We start from the raw sequence: 17,760 nt of genomic DNA, 5'->3' as shown, positions 1-17,760 counted from the left end.
CGACGTGGATGAAGAAAATTATTCTATTTTAGGTGATACGATTCTTTCACCAGACCTTTTAAATCAATTTGCAAAATCAATTCATTCCGATGCACCTGAATTGGGATATTACTATTTGAAATATGGAGAATATTACGGCATAAGAGGAGATGTTGCTTTCGCTCAAGCATTACATGAAACCGATTTTTTCCGTTTTACTGGTGTTGTAAAGCCTGAACAAAATAACTTTTGCGGATTAGGAGCAACCGGACCCGATAACCCCGGAGCAAGTTTTGATACTCCAGAGGAAGGGGTACTTGCACACATGCAGCACTTGTATGCGTATAGTTCCTCATCTGCTCTGCCAGATAAGTATCCTTTAGTAGATCCGAGATTTCAACTAGTAGAAAGAGGTTCAGCCACAACCTGGGTTGGATTAAATGGAAAGTGGGCAGTTCCTGGAGACAGGTACGGTCAAATGATCTTAAACTTATATGAGAGAAATGTAAAAGCCAGCCAGAAGACATTAGAAGATTTACTTGAAGAAATTAAAGCATAATTGTTGAAACACAAGGATTTTTAATCAATGTCCTTGTGTTTTTTTAGGTTAAGGCTCTGTTAAATTCTTACTAACATCGTTTGTATTTGAAATGATAGATACTTACAATAGTTTACGTTTGTCCAAATTTTGTATATAAGTATTCTTTATTCAGCTAACTAGAGTTGAACAACGAAAAATATAAGAGTCGAGCGACACATGGATTATGGAAGCTTGGGAAATTGTTTTTGTAATGGCTGTCGTTGGGAATTTGTTTATAGCAAAAGAGGAACTGTCATGGTTCAAGAATTTAAAGAGACCCAGATATTTTAATATTTTCTTAAGATTGTTCATAGTTGTTGTAATTTTTATTACATCATTATGGGAGGGCGTTTTATATAGAGCTCTAGATTCAGTTGTGAGAGGTAGGAAAAGTCTATCATAGTATTTGGGAGAATTAAATATAGCGGATACGTTAGGTTTAAAAGGAAAAACGTGATGAAGAACAAGGATACACTTGATTTAGGTTTTTTATTAATTTACTTATTATCAACATTAATCTTTAACAAAGCCAAGGTTAATGATACGAATAACGGGTTTGGAAAGAAAATAGGATAGTGTTGAAGGGTTGAACATTACTTGGGAGCTGGGTTCATGTTGAAAACAAATCGTAGGATAATCAGAGATCAATGGAGTAAAGTGTTGAATGAACCGGAAATAGAAGTATTTCTTCTAGAACTCCAAAACTACTTGATGAAAACCAAGATCACCCAGAAGAAGTTCGATTTGACTTTCTACCGAAATATATCATTATTAAACGAAGGAATCGGTAAATTAACAACAGAAGAAAAAAAGCTATTACAGGTTAAAATAGATTCTTTTATTATCTATGTAGATAATGTTAACAGAATTCAATTTCCGTCTCCTTTTATTATAGGGGTGTTTACAGCAGTGGTGTCATTGGTGCTAGGAATGATGATAAGAGATCCTGCAGCTTTTCCTAATTGGGCCATTATGCTTGTTATGTCATGTTTTGTCCTCGTTATCCCGGGGATATCATGGCTGAATTTAGACCAATCCGTAAAAAACGCCGAAGTGAAAGAAGTCTTAGTTACAATAAAGGGAATATTGGAATTGAGCAGCTAACTGTTTAAAAATGTTAAAAAAGAAGTCAACGAAAATTGAACCATCCCATTACAAGATTGCACATTCTTAAAAATACCTTTGTCTTTTATTTCCCTCTATCTAACTTTCAAAATACTATGTGCATTTCTTAGGTCACTTACAATCTTTTGGTGAATAACATGTCGTATGTAAGAGCATTTTTACTTTAGGAGGAAATCCCAATGAAAATGGCGGAAAAAACAGCTGCACGACATTTTATTCAACAATCATTTCCTCATTGTAATGTTGCTTTTTTGGGTGGGAGTGCAGCAAGCGGAGAGTTGACTGAACATTCAGATTTGGATGTCGTTATCCTGGATGAAACACAGTCATCCTCTTTTCGACAATGCTTTTGTTGTTTCCAATGGAAAATTGAAGCGTTTGTTTATAATCGAACGTCTCTATCTTTTGCTTTTGAAATGAGTCGTATAGAAGGTATTCCTTCGATACTCAGAATGTGTGCCGAAGGAATTATACTAAAAGATGATGGATCAGCCTTAGAAATTCAAGATAAAGCCAAAGAATGTATAAGAAATGGTCCTTTTGAATGGGTGGAAGAGAAGCAAGAACATATGCGATTTATGATCACAGATTTATTAGATGATTTAAACAGCTGTACGGATGATAAAGAAAAAATATTTGTGGCTATTAAGCTCTTTGATCTGGTTTCTGAATTTGTCTTGAGAGCAGATGGACATTGGATTGGACAGGGAAAGTGGATGTATCGTTCTTTGTTTCAATACGATAGCCACTTATGTGAACGATATGTAGAAGGCTTTCATACCTTTATGAAAACGGGAAACAGTGAAGCTTTAAGTACATTGACCGATAAAGTATTGGAACGGCATGGCGGCAGGTTGTTTGAGGGATATAAAGAGTCGTTTTATTAATTCGAATTGTGAAAAAGTACCTATTTCCCTTAAGTAAGACAAGACTACTAAAATAGGCATTTGAATCAGTAACAATACCCAATTATTCTTCATACTTTGTTGAAGGAGAGGAAACAAAAGAAGGGAATTTATTTAGCTCCTCTTTCAGAAGCATTTTTTATTACATTTACGGAGGTTATGAAAATGGATGAATTCCAAAACGAACTTCAAAATTTGAATGTCGGTGATTTCCAGGCAAATGAGGCCGTTCCTTGGGATCAAAATCAGCACCACATTGATCAGGCCCGGCAGTGCGGTGGTTTTAGCTGCTTTTTTTGCTTTTTTTGCTTTAACTGTTTTCGGTGCGCTAACTGCTTTAGATGCTCGAATTGTTTTAGATGCGGAGGACGTTGCGGAGGAAGATGCGGCGGTCGCTGTGGAGGACGCTGCAGCGGTTAACTGTTCACGAAGATCGTGCGAAAAAGATTGGAGTTGTCCATCACAGGGCAGCTCCATCTTTAAGTGGTTTAAAGTACAACAAGCTGAGAGAGACCGTTCGATTTCTCTTTAAGATAAGGACATATGAGACAAATCCCGATACATAAGATGATAAGAGAGCCTATCAGTCAGAATGGTAACCAGCCTTACGGGTAAGGAGGAGCGACATGACAAAGTTGACCCCGTCTATGCGTCTGAAAGTAAAAAGAGACACATTTTTCCTCCCTGAGTCAAACAGCGGAGGTGTGTATTTTCGGAACAACGAAAGCTCGTTTCGAATGGAAGGCAGTATGATCGATCAGTGGGTGGAAAAGCTGCTGCCGATGTTTAACGGAGAGCATTCGTTGGGGGAGATGACAGACCGATTGCCAATTCCCCACCGTGATCGGGTGTTTGAAATTGCAGAAGTATTATATCAAAACGGATTTGTTCGAGATGTCAGTCAAGATCGTCCGCATCAGTTAAAGGAGCAAATTCTTAAAACATATGCTTCCCAAATAGAATTTTTAAACAGTTTCGGTGATTCGGGAGCATACCGTTTTCAACTTTACCGGCAATCAAAAGTGCTGGCAGTTGGAACTGGCACATTTTTAGTTTCGCTGGTTTCCGCTTTAATCGAATCGGGCCTTCCTAAGATTCATATGTTCAATACAGATCCGGAGCAGTCGAATAAACAGCGGTTAAAGGAACTTGTGGAACATGCCCGTCAAAGAGACCCTGAGGTAGAAATAGAAGAAGTCTCGCTGTCAAACGGGGGAGAGAACTCTTGGCAAAAGCTTATAAAGCCGTTTCATACCATTCTTTATGTTGCTCAGGGTGAAGCAGAACAACTGCAAAAGCTGCATAAGGTTTGCAGGGAAGAAAAAAAAGTGTTCTTGCCAGCGTTGTGTTTACAACAGGTGGGAATGGCAGGACCGCTTGTACATCCAGATTCTAACGGATGCTGGGATTCAGCGTGGCGCTCTATACACCAATATGTGCTTTCTAAAGAGAATCAGCTGTTCACCACCTCCTCATCCACAGCACTGGCTATGCTGGCGAATGTCATCGTGTTTGAATGGTTTAAAATGGTTACAGACTTAAAGGAATCAGGACAGAAAAACCAATTTTTTCTGCTTAATTTAGAGACGTTAGAAGGAAATTGGCATTTGTTCAGCCCTCATCCCCTCGTTTCCGGACGTGCAGAGGCAAAATGGGTTCAAGATTTTGAGCATCGGGAAAAGAATGTAAGCAAAACCGAGTCAAATGAATTGCTACTATACTTCAACGAGCTGACCTCAAAGGAATCAGGAATTTTTCATATTTGGGAAGAGGGGAACTTAAAACAATTGCCATTGGCTCAATGTCGTGTCCAGTCAGTCGATCCATTGTCGGAAGGGCCGGCTGAGCTATTACCTGACATTATTTGTACAGGTCTTACACATACGGAGGTACGAAAAGAAGCTGGCCTCACCGGGGTGGAAATGTATGGGTCACGAATAGCTGACCGGCTCGCTATGAGTCTGCCTCCCGAGTCAGACGTAAAAGGCAGTCTGATCCAAACTAATCTATTTGTTGGTGTCGGAGCGGGAGAAACGTTTTCTGAAGGAGTATGCCGTGGATTGAATAAATGTTTGGTTGATGAATTGAAAAAACAGGTCAACCAAAAGTATATCGTCTCACCAGTACAATTAAGTGCAGTGGAAGACGAACGATGCCAGTTTTATTTACAGGCACTGACAACGATGGAAGGAAATCCTGTTTTAGGGATGGGAAAGAACGTACATGGATTTCCTGTTGTGTGGGTTGGTACGAATAAGAGCTGGTACGCCAGCCCAGGATTGAGTATAACCATGGCACTGCGGCATACTTTACAAGGGGCGCTGCTGAAGGCGCAAAACAAAGAAGACTGTCAGGCGGACCAAGTATTAGAGATTTCATCTGTTGTGCTAGATGATATAAAGCCAGAACATATAAAAATTACGGAAGAAACAAGATCTTCAGAAATGCTGCACTCCTCTAAACAAGTGCTAGAACAAAACCATATGCGCTTTTTGGTCTTCGAACTAGAGCTAGAACCGTTTTTAAAAACACCACTTGCGGGCGTATTTGGTGTGCTGCTTAGAGAGGAGGAATCCCGGTGAGTACTTACGTGGCTATAGTCGGTAAAGGAATACTAAAAGACCTTGTGTCGGAAAAACTGTCCGCTCTATACCAGGTATCCCATCAAAATGATTTTGAACATGGTGTCCCTGAAGATGCTGATTTGGTGCTGGTAGTACATGATGCCTGGAGACCACCCATTCATAAGAAGGCAGAAGAAGTGTTGCAGCCAGCGGGAATCCCCTGGCTAAGAGGGTTTATTTCATTTGGGGAAGGTGTCGTTGGTCCGCTGATTCTCCCGGGAACGCAAGGCTGCTCCCAATGTGCGGATATGCGGCGTCTAATGGCAGGACGCGATCGTAAAGAAATGCTCGGGTTGGAAGAAAAGCTAAAGACGAATGAAGGATTGATAAGGGATGTGTGGGCATCACGCACGGGACTATTGCAGTTAGCTCACCTGCTTGAGAAAGAGACACAGAAAGCACTTTCTGGTACCTTCTCCAAACAGCAAATATTTCTAATGAACTTGAAAACACTGAAGAGCTCACGGCATTCCTATCTTCCCGACCCAATGTGTTCGGTTTGCAGCGATTTACCTGAAGATTCATCAACTAGGGCGCAAATATCCCTTCAACCGAGTCCGAAGTTAAGTACAGACAGTTATCGCTGCCGTTCGATGGACGAATTGAAAAAAGTTCTTGCTACAGACTATCTTGATTCCCGGACTGGATTTTTAAACGATAAAATGTATGATCTTGTGCCGCCATTTGCTGATGTTAATGTTAATCTGCCATTGATTATGGGAGATGAGGGAGTAGCAGGACGGACACATTCATACGAAGAAAGTGAATTAACTGCTATTTTGGAAGGCTTGGAGCGGTATTGCGGTCTGGCTCCCCATGGAAAACGGACAGTTATTCATGATAGTTACCAAAATGTAAAAGACCAAGCTCTTCATCCTATGGATGTAGGTGTGCATGAAAAGGAACAGTATGCCAAACCTGGGTTCCCATTCAAACCCTTTGATCCTGATCGCTCTATCAATTGGGTATGGGGCTATTCTTTTTTAAAAGAGCGTCCGATACTCGTTCCAGAATTGCTCGCCTACTATAGTTTAGGCTGCGGAGATGGATTTGTCTATGAAACGTCAAACGGATGTGCATTAGGAGGAAGTTTGGAGGAGGCTGTTTTTTACGGCATTATGGAAGTGGTGGAACGTGATGCGTTTTTGATGACTTGGTACGCACAGCTGCCTCTTCAACGCATCGATCCATACTCTACTAACGATCAGGAATTGGCGTTAATGGTAGACCGTGTGCGAGCGGCAGCAGGATATGATCTGTATTTCTTTAATTCTACGATGGAGCACGGTATTCCAAGTGTTTTTGCGCTGGCTAAAAATCGAAAGAAAAAAGGTTTAAATGTCATTTGTGCTGCTGGAGCTCACATAGATCCGTTACGGGCTGTAAAAAGTTCGATTCATGAGTTAGCCGGCATGATGCTGACGCTTGATGATAAGCTTGAGGAAAATGAGGAGGAGCTTTTACGAATGTTAAAGGATTCTTCCCTCGTTCAGCAGATGGATGATCACGGTTTGCTCTATGGATTACCGCAAGCAGAGGAGCGGCTGCAGTTTTTGCTTGACGATACTCGTCCGCTGCGAACGTTTGATGAGGAATTCAAACGGGCGCCTGGCCATGATGATCTGACTGATGATTTAGAGGAAATTCTTCAAGCGTTTCGTCGGTTGAACCTCGAAGTCATTGTAGTAGACCAGACAACACCAGAAATTGCACGGAACGGATTGTATTGTGTAAAAGTTTTAATTCCAGGGATGCTGCCGATGACATTCGGTCATCACCTAACCCGCGTTACAGGACTGAAGAGGGTGTTGACGACACCTATGGAGCTAGGGTATACAAAACAGCCGCTGACATTTGAGCAGCTTAATCCATATCCTCATCCATTTCCATAATCAGGGACTAGGAGGCAGGAGGATGAATCTGAAGACATTTCTGCACAATCTGCATTTTGACATTAACAAGGTAAGCCCGCCGGATTGGGAAGTGGATTGGGAGGATGCTCCGCTTGCTTATAAACTCTATCGAGGCTTGCCTAGTGTTCCGTTTTCTCTTGAAGTACCCTTAGTCCTTGAGGAACAAAAAACTCCGATGAACCCTGTTTATCGCCATATTGGTGATTTTCTTTGGTATGTGTTTGGTCTTACTGAAATGAGCCAGTCCGTGTCAAGTTTGGATTCCGCTGAACAAACAGCGGATCTGATCCAGTCGTACCGGCGCTTTGTTCCTTCTGGCGGCGGCTTGTATCCAAATGAATTATATGTCTATTTGAAAATAGAAGATTTGCCAGCGGGGGTGTACCATTATGATGTGGCGCACCACCGTCTGGTCTTGTTAAGAAAAGGCAATTTTGATTCCTATATATCAAAGGCGCTTGGCAGTCGATGTGACGTATCTGCCTGTTTTGGTACGGTGTTTGTGTCTACTCTGTTTTGGAAAAATTTCTTTAAATACAATAACTTTGCCTACCGGCTCCAAGGGCTTGATGCTGGGGTACTGATTGGACAGCTGCTCGAAGTAGCAAAACGGTTTGGATTCGCCTCACAGGTGTATTTTCAATTTCTCGATCGCGCTCTTAACCATCTTCTTGGATTGTCTGAACAGGAGGAAAGCGTGTATGCAATTATCCCGCTATCGATAAATCCTATCAGCCGGTTTACGAATGAAAAGGACATCACTTCTAAAGAACTTTGCCGGCAATGGAAAGAAAAGACGTTTGATCACTACGTCCGCTCCCAAAGGGTTAAAGAACATCCGATGTTAACGAAGATAAATAGATCATCCATGCTGGAAACTTCTAGCTCGTTTTTAGAAGTTACGGCGAAAGAGAGAAGAAGTGTTGAGGGCCAAGTGATAACGCTGCCTCAGACAGAACGATTGCCGTATGATTTGGCGTCGGCTTGCCGTAAGCGGTATTCACCTAATATGGATTTTGTTTTGGAAAAAGTAAGCCAATTACAGCTCGCTCTTCTGCTGCAAGAAGCGGCAGCTTCCTTCACCTATCAAAATGATATGGATGGAACTCCTGCGAAGGAGGGATCCCGTGTCTCGTTGTATGGATGTTTTTATAATGTTAACGGTATCCCAGATGGTGCTTATTATTATGACAGCGCCAGTCATTTGCTATGCCAGGTTAATCCTGGAGATCATCGGCACAGCTTGCAGTATGGAATGTCGCTTGACAATGTTAATCTATTTCAAGTTCCGCTGTGCTTGCATATTGCTGGAGACAGAGATCATTTAATAAATGAACTCGGATACAGAGGATACCGTATCCAGCAAATGGAAGCAGGTATGCTCGTACAGCGATTGCTGTTAACAGCTGCAGCCATAGGAATGGGCGGACACCCTATTCTCGGATTTGATGCGGGCATGTGTGATGAGATTTACAAGCTTGATAAACAGGAAAAAACAACTCTTATTCAAATTCCGATTGGTCCTTATCGGCCGCGGTCATGGTTGAGGGGAAGTTTATTTCATTAATGGTGCATTTGCAGTCCTCGTACAATTTAAGGTGTGTCGATAAGCATTTCGGTTATTAGTAAAAATTTTGCCTGGGTTGAAAGTAAATATGGTGTGTCATGTCAGCTTAACATAGGAAGAGCAGGGGCTGTCTCAAAAGACTTTTGAGACAGCTCCTTCCATCAATCATTAGTTCTATCTGCAAGTTTAACTAAAAGATGAGCTAAGTGGTCCCGTTCATCTTTATTAGCAACGTTCCACATCTCATTTAGCAGCTGCTCTTCACGGTTTCGAGGTTCTTCATGTTTCGCTAAATAATCGGCGATCCGTTTAGCATTTTTAGTAAGGGCATCTTCGCCCATGCCCAGTTTTTCACCGGTCTCTATTTTATCTCCTAAAAAATCACGAAACGCTGTGAAACTTTTCATAATGTCATCTTTTTTTTCTTCACTTAATTCTTTTACTTTTTCTTCCGGTCTATTCATGTTTACCATATTTATTCTCCTCCTTCCAATTATTTAGTAGAGGATTACCTTTCTTTTCGCAATGTTAAACATCATACGTAATAAAGAGGGGCTGTAAAGGTCATCCTATTAAAAATACTTCTTGAGGAGGAGTTATTATGAAATTCGATGTGTCTCTTGTATCACGAATGAGTGATGAGATTGAGGAATCCGGAAAAAGAATAAGGGAAATCGTTAATTCACCGGAAGAACTTAAGACGGAAGTGCAGAGGCTTGAGAGTAATATTAGTTCATTGAAGGAATTAACAGAGGCAGATAATGGAGCTGGAGCAAACGCGAATGCGATGCAAACGTATCCGGATCAAAATCAGAGTTAATAGATACACCCCCACCTGTATGAATAAGTGGGGGCTTTTATTTTTCATTTTATCCTTCCGCAGAGGAAGCGGAGACAGGTAATTTTTTGGATTGAGTTTTATAAACGTAGTATAAAAGAAAAGCAGCAAAAGACAAAAGAATACCTGAAATGTACGGCAAACCAATGGAAATAGAAAAGAGCCAGCCTCCTAAGGGAGGACCGATAATTCTTCCAAGTGAATCGAATGATGATAAAAAACCTGTTGCTTTTCCATATCCTGTTGTTGCTGTTTTTGTAATTAATGCAGAAACACTTGGACGGATAACACCATTTCCAATCCCAAAAATACTTAAAAAGACGGCAGCTGTTGCAAAATTATTTACAAGCAAAATAAGCGCAAATCCTAGAGCAGAAGTAACGATACCAATTTGGATGACAAACCCTTCTCCAAATTTTTTCGTCAGCTTCCCAACCAATCCTCCTTGTACAATTGCTCCGCAAAAACCCATGATCATAAATATGTAACCTAATTCGACCGTTCCCAATCCTGCTTTTTCAGCAGCAAAATAAGCAAAAGTTGCTTCTAAACCGGACAGAGATAAAGAAACAAATAATTGTAATAAATATAAGATTGAGATGGGGCTGTTCCAAGCTTTTCGAAATGATGTTTTTTCCTCCTGCACCCTTTTTTCTTCACTGCCTAACGATTCTTTTAGGATGAACAGTACGAGAAAAAATGTAAGGAGAGAGGAAGCTCCAGCTAAGAAAAAAGGCAGTGCTAAGTTCATTTCTGAAAAAATACCGCCGATAGCTGGACCGAAAACAAACCCGAGACCAACAGCAGCTCCAATGATCCCCATGCCTTTACCACGGTCTTCTTCGCTCGTAATATCGGCAGCATAAGCCATGACAGTCGGCATATTAGCCGATGAAAGAAAGCCTCCGATTATCCTGGCAGCAAAAAGCATCCACAGCTCTGTAGCTGCACCCATGAAAAAAAATGAAAAAGCCAGGCCAAAAATGCCAAGCATCATGACAGGCTTGCGGCCGATTCGATCAGAAACCCGGCCCCACATCGGCGCAAACATAAGCTGCATGAAAGAATAGACAGCCATTAATAATCCTAATTGGGCAGGTGAGGCACCGAGCTCTTCGGCATAAAAGGGCAGAACAGGAATAATAATTCCAAATCCCACCATAACAAGAAACATAACGGAAAATAAAATCGGCAGTGCTTTTTTTGTATGCAAAGTGTTCACTCCGTTCAATATTATATGTAGAAAACAGTCGCATGACTGTTTCGGCAAGCCGAGTTTTTCTAACAAATATAAGTGTATAAGATAAAACAATAAAAATCGATGTTATCCTCTTAGAAAAAATCGGCTTGATATAATGGAAGCTGATACTGTTTACCAATAACAGTATTAGAAAAACTTGGCTTACCGCCACAAATGGCGATATACTTTGATTCTTTAACATCATTCCTAAAGTACAAAAAGTGTCCCTAATGAAAAACATTTTTAGGGACACTTTCGATAGCAGGGGATGGTAAATATATTAATCGTTTTTCTCATTTGTCTCTTGCGCTTCGTCTTGGTAAGCTTCATCTGCCTCTTTATAGTCACCAGGGTAAATAACTTCCTGTGTACTGCTTAAGCCATTGTTTTTATCTGTCATCTGCTTGTGTGGTGGTTTTTTTTCGTCCATTCAAATTCTCCTTCCTTTAAGATGTTGATTGTATTTTTCCCACCGGAACGGACAATTAAACGTTTGGGATTGTCCATATATGTTTAATACAAAGTATTATTGTGAATTAGCATAATAACGGATTCTGAGGGTTGAAAAAGAAATTTAATGGAGGGATCATAATGCTTACAACGGCGCAGAAAAATAAGCAAAAAAATAAATTGTTAAAAAGAAAAGAAGAAATTCAGGACCAATTGCCTGGCGGAACAAATGAAACAGAACCATCTGCCAGACCCGAAGGAACAGGAGAATTATCTAATAATAGTAATCATCCCGGAGATGAGGCTACGGAAATGTTTGAAAGAGAGAAGGATATTGCTTTTAATAATAATTCCAGGCAGCAGTTAGAGGATGTAGAAGAAGCATTGAAAGCGATGGAAGAAGGTACTTATGGAAGATGTGAGGTGTGCGGAGAAGTAATTCCCATCGAGCGTTTAGAAATTGTGCCAGAAACAAGAAGATGTGTAAAACATGCTGATAAAGAAAAGCCCTTGAATAATAGAGCGGTTGAAGAAGACGTTATTCAATCATCTGTTATTGACAATAAAGAAGAAATTATCTTTGACAGAGAGGATGCATGGGAAACAGCGAGCGATCATGGGACTTCCCAATCTCCGTCGGATAACTTAGAAGCTGCAGGCTACAACAATGCTAAAGGAAATTCAAAAGCTCCTAAAGATACGCCGGTGGCAGATTTAGAAGGATATGATACCGGACAAACATCTGATCAGAAAGAATACGGAGAGGGTAACAGAAATTCTTTTGATAGACAGACCTCTGAAGATTAAACATTTTACTGCTGGGTGTATTGCTGAGCCTAAAAGGCCAAGAGAGGTGCAGTTGCTCTAAATGCAAAAATTCCACAATCTGCAGCGGCGGCACATTCACCATAGTATATAAACAAACACTGGCTGTATGCTGTCACAGCCAGTGCGTCCATGTTTTTTGCTTTAAGTCGGGTTTACTTGTTCATTAATATTTTCGTCTCTTTTTTTCTTCTTCCGTTTCCATCGTTCTTTTCGAGGGTCCGGTCTTGGCTCTGTTCGAAATGCTTTTATAATAGAAAAGGACACTGCTGCTAGCACAATGGCAAGGGGGAAGGCACTAACAATAATGGTTGTTTGGATCGCTTCTAGTCCCCCTGATGCCATTAAAACGACAGCAGCTGCAGCAAGAATAATTCCCCAGCTGAATTTCACCATATTTGGAGGTTCTATTCCTTTTTTAGTGGTTTGCATGCCTAATACATAAGTAGCGGAATCTGCCGATGTAATAAAAAATGTACTGATAAGAAATAAGGTGATAATTGATAATAGCCAACTTAAAGGCATTTGTTCAAATACATAGAACAGGGCCGTCTCTAAACCTTGTTCCGATACAGGAAGGCCCAAATTGTACTCAAAAAAGATGCCCGTTCCGCCGAACACACAAAACCAGATGGAACAAACGACAGTTGGAACAATTAATACTGCAATCATAAATTCTCTGACTGTTCTTCCTTTTGAAACTCTGGCAATAAAGGTACCTACAAATGGAGCCCAGGAAATCCACCATGCCCAGTAAAAAATGGTCCAGCTTTGAAACCAAGCGGCATCTTCGGAATTAAACGGTGCTAAACGAAGACCCATCTGCGGCAAGTTTTGCAGATAAGAACCAAACGTAGTCGTAAACAAATTTAATAAGAATACGGTAGGTCCAAGTACAAAAAAGAGTACAAAAAGAATAACAGCCAGCCCCATATTGGCGTTGCTCAAGTATTTAATTCCCTTTTTAATTCCTGTCCCAGCACTAAACATAAACAGGATGGTAACAATAGCTATGATGAGAAATTGAATAGAAAAGGTATTAGGTATGCCAGTTAAATAACTGAGACCTCCGTTAATCTGAGCTGCTCCTAAACCAAGGGAAGCACATACTCCAAAAACGGTGGCAAAAATCGCAACAACATCAATAACCTCACCGGTTTTTCCTTTAACTTTATCTCCGAGCAATGGGCGAAGCGTCGCGCTAATTAAACCAGGGTATCCTTTCCGAAATTTAAAATAAGCTAAACCAAGGGCGATAGTGGCGTAAATAGCCCAAGCATGAAAACCCCAGTGAAGATAAGTGTAACGGAGACTTAAAACCGCCGCATCATCAGTACCGCCCCCTTCTAACAAGGGAGGATTAGCAAAGTGGGAAATCGGTTCGGATACTCCAAAAAATAATAACCCTATCCCCATCCCTGCGCTAAACAACATTGCAATCCAAGTAGAACGTTTGAATTCCGGCTTGTCTTCATCTTTTCCAAGTTTAATTTTTCCGTACCGGCTGAATATTAAATATAAGGCAAACAGCAAGAAGAAAGTAGCTGCAATCTGATAAAACCATCCGAAATTTTCCATGAAAAAAGTAAGTGCAGCATTCATAACATTCTCAAGGTTATTGGGTAAAAAAACACCCCATAGAACAAAAATAACAGCTAGTATGATGGAAACCCAAAAGACCCTGGTTACTTTGTCCATTCGATACGCCCCCTTTTTACGTTAGTGTCTGAAGAAGGAGATGTATTTATGTAAGGCGTCCGAAAGAAAATATGTACTGGGGATGAGGTGTTTTCTGGATTATGTTGGATGTAATGTTTAAACTAAAGAAAACTCCCAAACACCATTTACCCGTTCTTTTTTGATACGTTCAGCCGATTCTAAGTAATCTAAATGGCCAATGATTTCTGACATAACAAGGGCAAACTGCTGATCATATTTCTTTTTGTAAAAGGTTTTCGCCAAGTCATTTGCCCTTGTAATTCCTTTGGCAATCAGGTGATAAAGTTTGTTCGCTTTATTCTCTATCGCTTCTAATCGTTTTTTTATTAATATCTGATGGTCTTTTATAATGATACCATGGCCTGGGAAGACAAGCTCTGCTTCTAATAAGACTGCTTTTTTTAACGATTCTATATGATCCAGCAAAGGAGTTGATCGCCTCCCATTTATATCAGGTTCGATAAGGGCATTGCTGGATATATGGTTAATCAGGAGATCGCCAGCAAAAAGCCATTTTTCGTTTTCAGCGTAAAAAGCAACTTGGTCGTCAGCATGACCTGGCATTTCTATGATCTTGAAATCACAGAAAGCTGAAAGAAAAGGGCGAATGTCTGTTTGAATCGTTTGATTTTTATTGTTATGAAGAGCTTTTTTTAAATAAGAAATTTGTTTTTGCCCCCGTTCCCCGCATCCTGCCTCTTGGTATAACAATTCAAAAAAATCTATTCTTCTCTTCAAAAAGCTTTCGTCTCTTTTTAAACGAAGAAGAGATCGTTCATGAGCATAAACAGGAACATAGTGTTTGGAAGTTATTCTATTGACTAAACCGATATGGTCCATATGGTGATGGGTTAACATAATTTGATCAATATCATAGAGTGAAAATTTATTTTTACTTAACGTCTCTAGCAATCCATTCCAACACGTTTCATTGTCCATACCAGTATCGATTAACGTAAGAGAATCTTCGTTTTGATATAAAAAGAAATTGAAACTTTTTAGACTATTTTCAACAGGCACTTTGATGGGATATACCGCACTGCTGCCATATTTCAATTTTATCACTACTTTCTTTTGGTTCTATTAAAACTAATTTTAGCAAATTTTTGAATAATAGACTCATCTCATGGAAAGCCGTTTTATTTAACTTCTTTATTTGATATTAGAGGAATTTCCGCTAATTGTAAGAGATACGTCCCCACAACAAATTGTGCGGATTTTACTATAATGAAAATACCTCGAGCAAAAAGGAGGGACTAGAGTGAGTGATAATAGGCTAAAAATAGCGAAAAGAAAACGGGAAAGGTTGCTAAAGCAATTAAATAAATTAAAAAGAAAAATTGCAGTAGAAGAATCTAAGTCAAATAAAAGGTAAACAAAAATACAAAATTGTCTTTTAATAGACAAATTTATTTGTAACGCATTTATTTTTTTATTCAAAATATTACTTTTTAAAACTCAAAAAATTTATTTCCCGTAATATTGAAAACCTTTTAACTTAAGGCTAATTTACAATTAAGAATGGGAGAGAATCTATATGGCAGAAAACAGTAATTCTAGGCTTAATAGATTAAGATTGAGAAAAGATAAATTGCTTTCAAAAATAGAAGAATTAGAAAATCTTATAAATTATTTAGAAACTGGAGGTGATTATTCCGGTTTACTAAACATTGAAGCAAATGCAGAAGCCGAGGCGGAGGCCGAAGCAGAGTCTGAATCAGAAGCGGAAGCCGAGGCGGAGGCCGAAGCAGAGTCTGAATCGGAAGCGGAAGCCGAGGCGGAGGCCGAAGCAGAGTCTGAATCAGAAGCGGAAGCCGAGGCGGAGGCCGAAGCAGAGTCTGAATCAGAAGCGGAAGCCGAGGCGGAGGCCGAAGCAGAGTCTGAATCGGAAGCGGAAGCCGAGGCGGAGGCCGAAGCAGAGTCTGAATCGGAAGCGGAAGCCGAAGCAGAGTCTGAATCAGAAGCGGAAGCCGAGGCGGAGGCCGAAGCAGAGTCTGAATCGGAAGCCGAAGCAGAGTCTGAATCAGAAGCGGAAGCCGAGGCCGAAGCAGAGTCTGAATCAGTAGCGTGCGCAGAGTCTGAATCGGAAGCGGAGGCCGAGGCAGAAGCAGAAGCAGAGGCCGAAGCAGAGGCAGAGGCAGAGGCGGAAGCCGAAGCAGAGGCAGAGGCAGAGGCGGAAGCAGAGGCAGAAGCGGAGGCAGAAGCAGAGGCCGAAGCAGAAGCAGAAGCGGAGGCCGAAGCAGAGGCCGAAGCAGAGGCAGAGGCAGAAGCAGAAGCGGAGGCAGAAGCAGAGGCAGAAGCAGAAGCGGAGGCCGAAGCAGAGGCGGAAGCAGAGGCGGAAGCAGAGGCGGAAGCAGAGGCAGAAGCCGAGGCAGAAGCAGAAGCGGAGGCAGAAGCGGAAGCAGAGGCAGAAGCGGAGGCCGAAGCAGAGTCTGAATCAGAAGCGGAGGCAGAAGCAGAGGCAGAAGCAGAAGCGGAGGCAGAAGCAGAGGCGGAAGCAGAGGCGGAAGCAGAGGCAGAAGCCGAGGCCGAAGCAGAAGCGGAGGCAGAAGCGGAAGCAGAGGCAGAAGCGGAGGCAGAAGCAGAGGCAGAAGCAGAAGCAGAGGCAGAAGCGGAGGCAGAGGCAGAAGCAGAAGCGGAAGCAGAAGCAGAGGCCGAAGCAGAAGCAGAGGCCGAGGCGGAAGCAGAGGCAGAGGCAGAAGCGGAGGCAGAAGCAGAAGCAGAAGCAGAAGCGGAAGCAGAAGCAGAAGCGGAAGCAGAGGCAGAAGCAGAAGCAGAAGCAGAGGCCGAGGCGGAAGCAGAGGCAGAGGCAGAAGCGGAGGCAGAAGCAGAAGCAGAAGCGGAAGCAGAAGCAGAAGCAGAAGCGGAAGCAGAAGCGGAGGCAGAAGCAGAGGCCGAGGCGGAAGCAGAGGCAGAGGCAGAAGCGGAGGCAGAAGCGGAAGCAGAAGCAGAAGCGGAAGCAGAAGCGGAAGCGGAAGCAGAGGCAGAAGCAGAGGCCGAGGCGGAAGCAGAGGCAGAGGCAGAAGCGGAGGCAGAAGCAGAAGCAGAAGCGGAAGCAGAAGCGGAAGCAGAAGCGGAAGCAGAGGCAGAAGCAGAGGCCGAGGCGGAAGCAGAGGCAGAGGCAGAAGCGGAGGCAGAAGCGGAAGCAGAAGCAGAAGCGGAAGCAGAAGCGGAAGCAGAGGCGGAAGCGGAAGCAGAGGCAGAAGCAGAGGCCGAGGCGGAAGCAGAGGCCGAGGCAGAAGCAGAGGCCGAGGCGGAAGCAGAAGCAGAAGCGGAAGCAGAAGCAGAGGCGGAAGCAGAGGCAGAGGCAGAAGCAGAAGCGGAGGCAGAAGCAGAGGCGGAAGCGGAAGCAGAAGCGGAGGCGGAAGCGGAAGCAGAAGCGGAGGCAGAAGCAGAGGCGGAAGCAGAAGCAGAGGCAGAAGCAGAAGCAGAAGCGGAGGCAGAAGCAGAGGCGGAAGCGGAAGCAGAAGCGGAAGCAGAGGCGGAAGCGGAAGCAGAGGCAGAAGCGGAGGCAGAAGCGGAGGCAGAGGCAGAGGCAGAAGCGGAAGCAGAGGCAGAAGCGGAGGCAGAGGCGGAAGCAGAGGCAGAAGCGGAGGCAGAAGCAGAAGCGGAAGCGGAAGCAGAGGCAGAAGCAGAAGCAGAGGCAGAAGCAGAAGCGGAGGCCGAGGCAGACTCAGAGTCCGAATCCGAATCCTCTACTAGTTTTGACAATAACACTATTACCGCAGATGCAGGCGGAAACACGCTGACAACAGGAGACAACACTCTTGTTAATGTTTACGACGGAGGGACTCAACCGATAGCTATGGCAATAGCTACGCTCGTTATGTTAGAAGCTCTCCAAGGCGGCGAAAATGGAACAAATACCGACGCTCTCATCTCAAAGCTAACAAATACACTAAATGTAATGTCACAAGACGAAGATGTTAAACGTAAAGCTATAATGGATGCTATTAATTCTCAGAAAAAAGACTAAATTTTTAAATAAATGGAGG

Annotated in this window: 15 protein-coding genes; 10 read left to right on the top strand and 5 right to left on the bottom strand. The window is 42.4% G+C overall.

Annotation, left to right across the window (positions count from 1 at the left end; translation table 11 throughout):
• Positions 1-4 precede the first annotated feature (4 nt).
• From CEF16_RS25105 to CEF16_RS09705, 7 genes are all read left to right on the top strand, one after another.
• A complete protein-coding gene (locus tag CEF16_RS25105; RefSeq protein ID WP_342750498.1) occupies positions 5-538 on the top strand; it encodes a glucosaminidase domain-containing protein in 534 nt (177 codons plus the stop codon).
• Positions 539-1,171: 633 nt separating this feature from the next.
• Entirely contained in the window at positions 1,172-1,663 is a 492-nt protein-coding gene (locus tag CEF16_RS09730; protein WP_091587827.1) for a hypothetical protein, read from the top strand.
• A gap of 200 nt (positions 1,664-1,863) precedes the next feature.
• The gene (locus CEF16_RS09725; RefSeq protein ID WP_091587826.1) at positions 1,864-2,571 is read left to right on the top strand and encodes a nucleotidyltransferase domain-containing protein; all 708 of its coding nucleotides are present in this window, start codon (positions 1,864-1,866) and stop codon (positions 2,569-2,571) included.
• 177 nt (positions 2,572-2,748) lie between these two features.
• Positions 2,749-3,009 carry a heterocycloanthracin/sonorensin family bacteriocin gene (locus tag CEF16_RS09720; RefSeq protein WP_091587824.1) on the top strand — a complete coding sequence of 87 codons (261 nt, stop codon included), beginning with the start codon at positions 2,749-2,751 and terminating at the stop codon, positions 3,007-3,009.
• A 206-nt stretch (positions 3,010-3,215) separates the two neighbouring features.
• Positions 3,216-5,171 carry a putative thiazole-containing bacteriocin maturation protein gene (locus tag CEF16_RS09715; protein ID WP_091587823.1) on the top strand — a complete coding sequence of 652 codons (1,956 nt, stop codon included), beginning with the start codon at positions 3,216-3,218 and terminating at the stop codon, positions 5,169-5,171.
• Positions 5,168-7,105: a TOMM precursor leader peptide-binding protein gene (locus CEF16_RS09710; protein ID WP_091587821.1), complete on the top strand. Its 1,938-nt coding sequence runs from the start codon at positions 5,168-5,170 to the stop codon at positions 7,103-7,105. The genes CEF16_RS09715 and CEF16_RS09710 overlap by 4 nt, the downstream gene beginning before the upstream one ends.
• A 22-nt stretch (positions 7,106-7,127) precedes the next feature.
• Entirely contained in the window at positions 7,128-8,693 is a 1,566-nt protein-coding gene (locus tag CEF16_RS09705; protein ID WP_091587819.1) for a SagB family peptide dehydrogenase, read from the top strand.
• A gap of 161 nt (positions 8,694-8,854) precedes the next feature.
• On the opposite strand, the gene CEF16_RS09700 is transcribed toward CEF16_RS09705, so the two are convergent.
• Complete coding sequence (locus tag CEF16_RS09700; protein WP_091587817.1) at positions 8,855-9,166, bottom strand: DUF3243 domain-containing protein; 312 nt, start codon at positions 9,164-9,166, stop codon at positions 8,855-8,857.
• Between the two features lie 128 nt (positions 9,167-9,294).
• Between CEF16_RS09700 and CEF16_RS09695 the strand changes: the two genes are divergently transcribed.
• Complete coding sequence (locus CEF16_RS09695) at positions 9,295-9,513, top strand: hypothetical protein (protein ID WP_091587816.1); 219 nt, start codon at positions 9,295-9,297, stop codon at positions 9,511-9,513.
• Between the two features lie 49 nt (positions 9,514-9,562).
• Here CEF16_RS09695 and CEF16_RS09690 read toward each other — a convergent pair whose 3' ends face one another.
• Both CEF16_RS09690 and CEF16_RS09685 read right to left on the bottom strand, forming a co-directional pair.
• Positions 9,563-10,744 carry an MFS transporter gene (locus CEF16_RS09690; RefSeq protein ID WP_245917822.1) on the bottom strand — a complete coding sequence of 394 codons (1,182 nt, stop codon included), beginning with the start codon at positions 10,742-10,744 and terminating at the stop codon, positions 9,563-9,565.
• 307 nt (positions 10,745-11,051) lie between these two features.
• The gene (locus tag CEF16_RS09685) at positions 11,052-11,201 is read right to left on the bottom strand and encodes a YfhE family protein (protein ID WP_091587814.1); all 150 of its coding nucleotides are present in this window, start codon (positions 11,199-11,201) and stop codon (positions 11,052-11,054) included.
• Between the two features lie 161 nt (positions 11,202-11,362).
• On the opposite strand from CEF16_RS09685, the gene CEF16_RS09680 reads away from it, so the two are divergent.
• Complete coding sequence (locus tag CEF16_RS09680; RefSeq protein WP_091587812.1) at positions 11,363-12,028, top strand: TraR/DksA C4-type zinc finger protein; 666 nt, start codon at positions 11,363-11,365, stop codon at positions 12,026-12,028.
• A 162-nt stretch (positions 12,029-12,190) separates the two neighbouring features.
• Here the strand turns inward: CEF16_RS09680 and CEF16_RS09675 are convergent, their stop codons facing one another.
• Together CEF16_RS09675 and CEF16_RS09670 are read right to left on the bottom strand one after the other, a co-directional pair.
• A complete protein-coding gene (locus CEF16_RS09675) occupies positions 12,191-13,744 on the bottom strand; it encodes a BCCT family transporter (protein ID WP_091587810.1) in 1,554 nt (517 codons plus the stop codon).
• A gap of 117 nt (positions 13,745-13,861) precedes the next feature.
• Entirely contained in the window at positions 13,862-14,830 is a 969-nt protein-coding gene (locus tag CEF16_RS09670; protein WP_091587809.1) for an MBL fold metallo-hydrolase, read from the bottom strand.
• A 472-nt stretch (positions 14,831-15,302) separates the two neighbouring features.
• On the opposite strand from CEF16_RS09670, the gene CEF16_RS24060 reads away from it, so the two are divergent.
• Entirely contained in the window at positions 15,303-17,741 is a 2,439-nt protein-coding gene (locus CEF16_RS24060) for a hypothetical protein (protein WP_211295849.1), read from the top strand.
• Positions 17,742-17,760: the final 19 nt, after the last annotated feature.

The sequence above is a fragment of the Alteribacillus bidgolensis genome, assembly GCF_002886255.1.
In the GTDB taxonomy this organism is placed as follows: Bacteria; Bacillota; Bacilli; order Bacillales; family Marinococcaceae; genus Alteribacillus; species Alteribacillus bidgolensis.
This window is presented reverse-complemented; position numbering and strand designations above follow the sequence as displayed.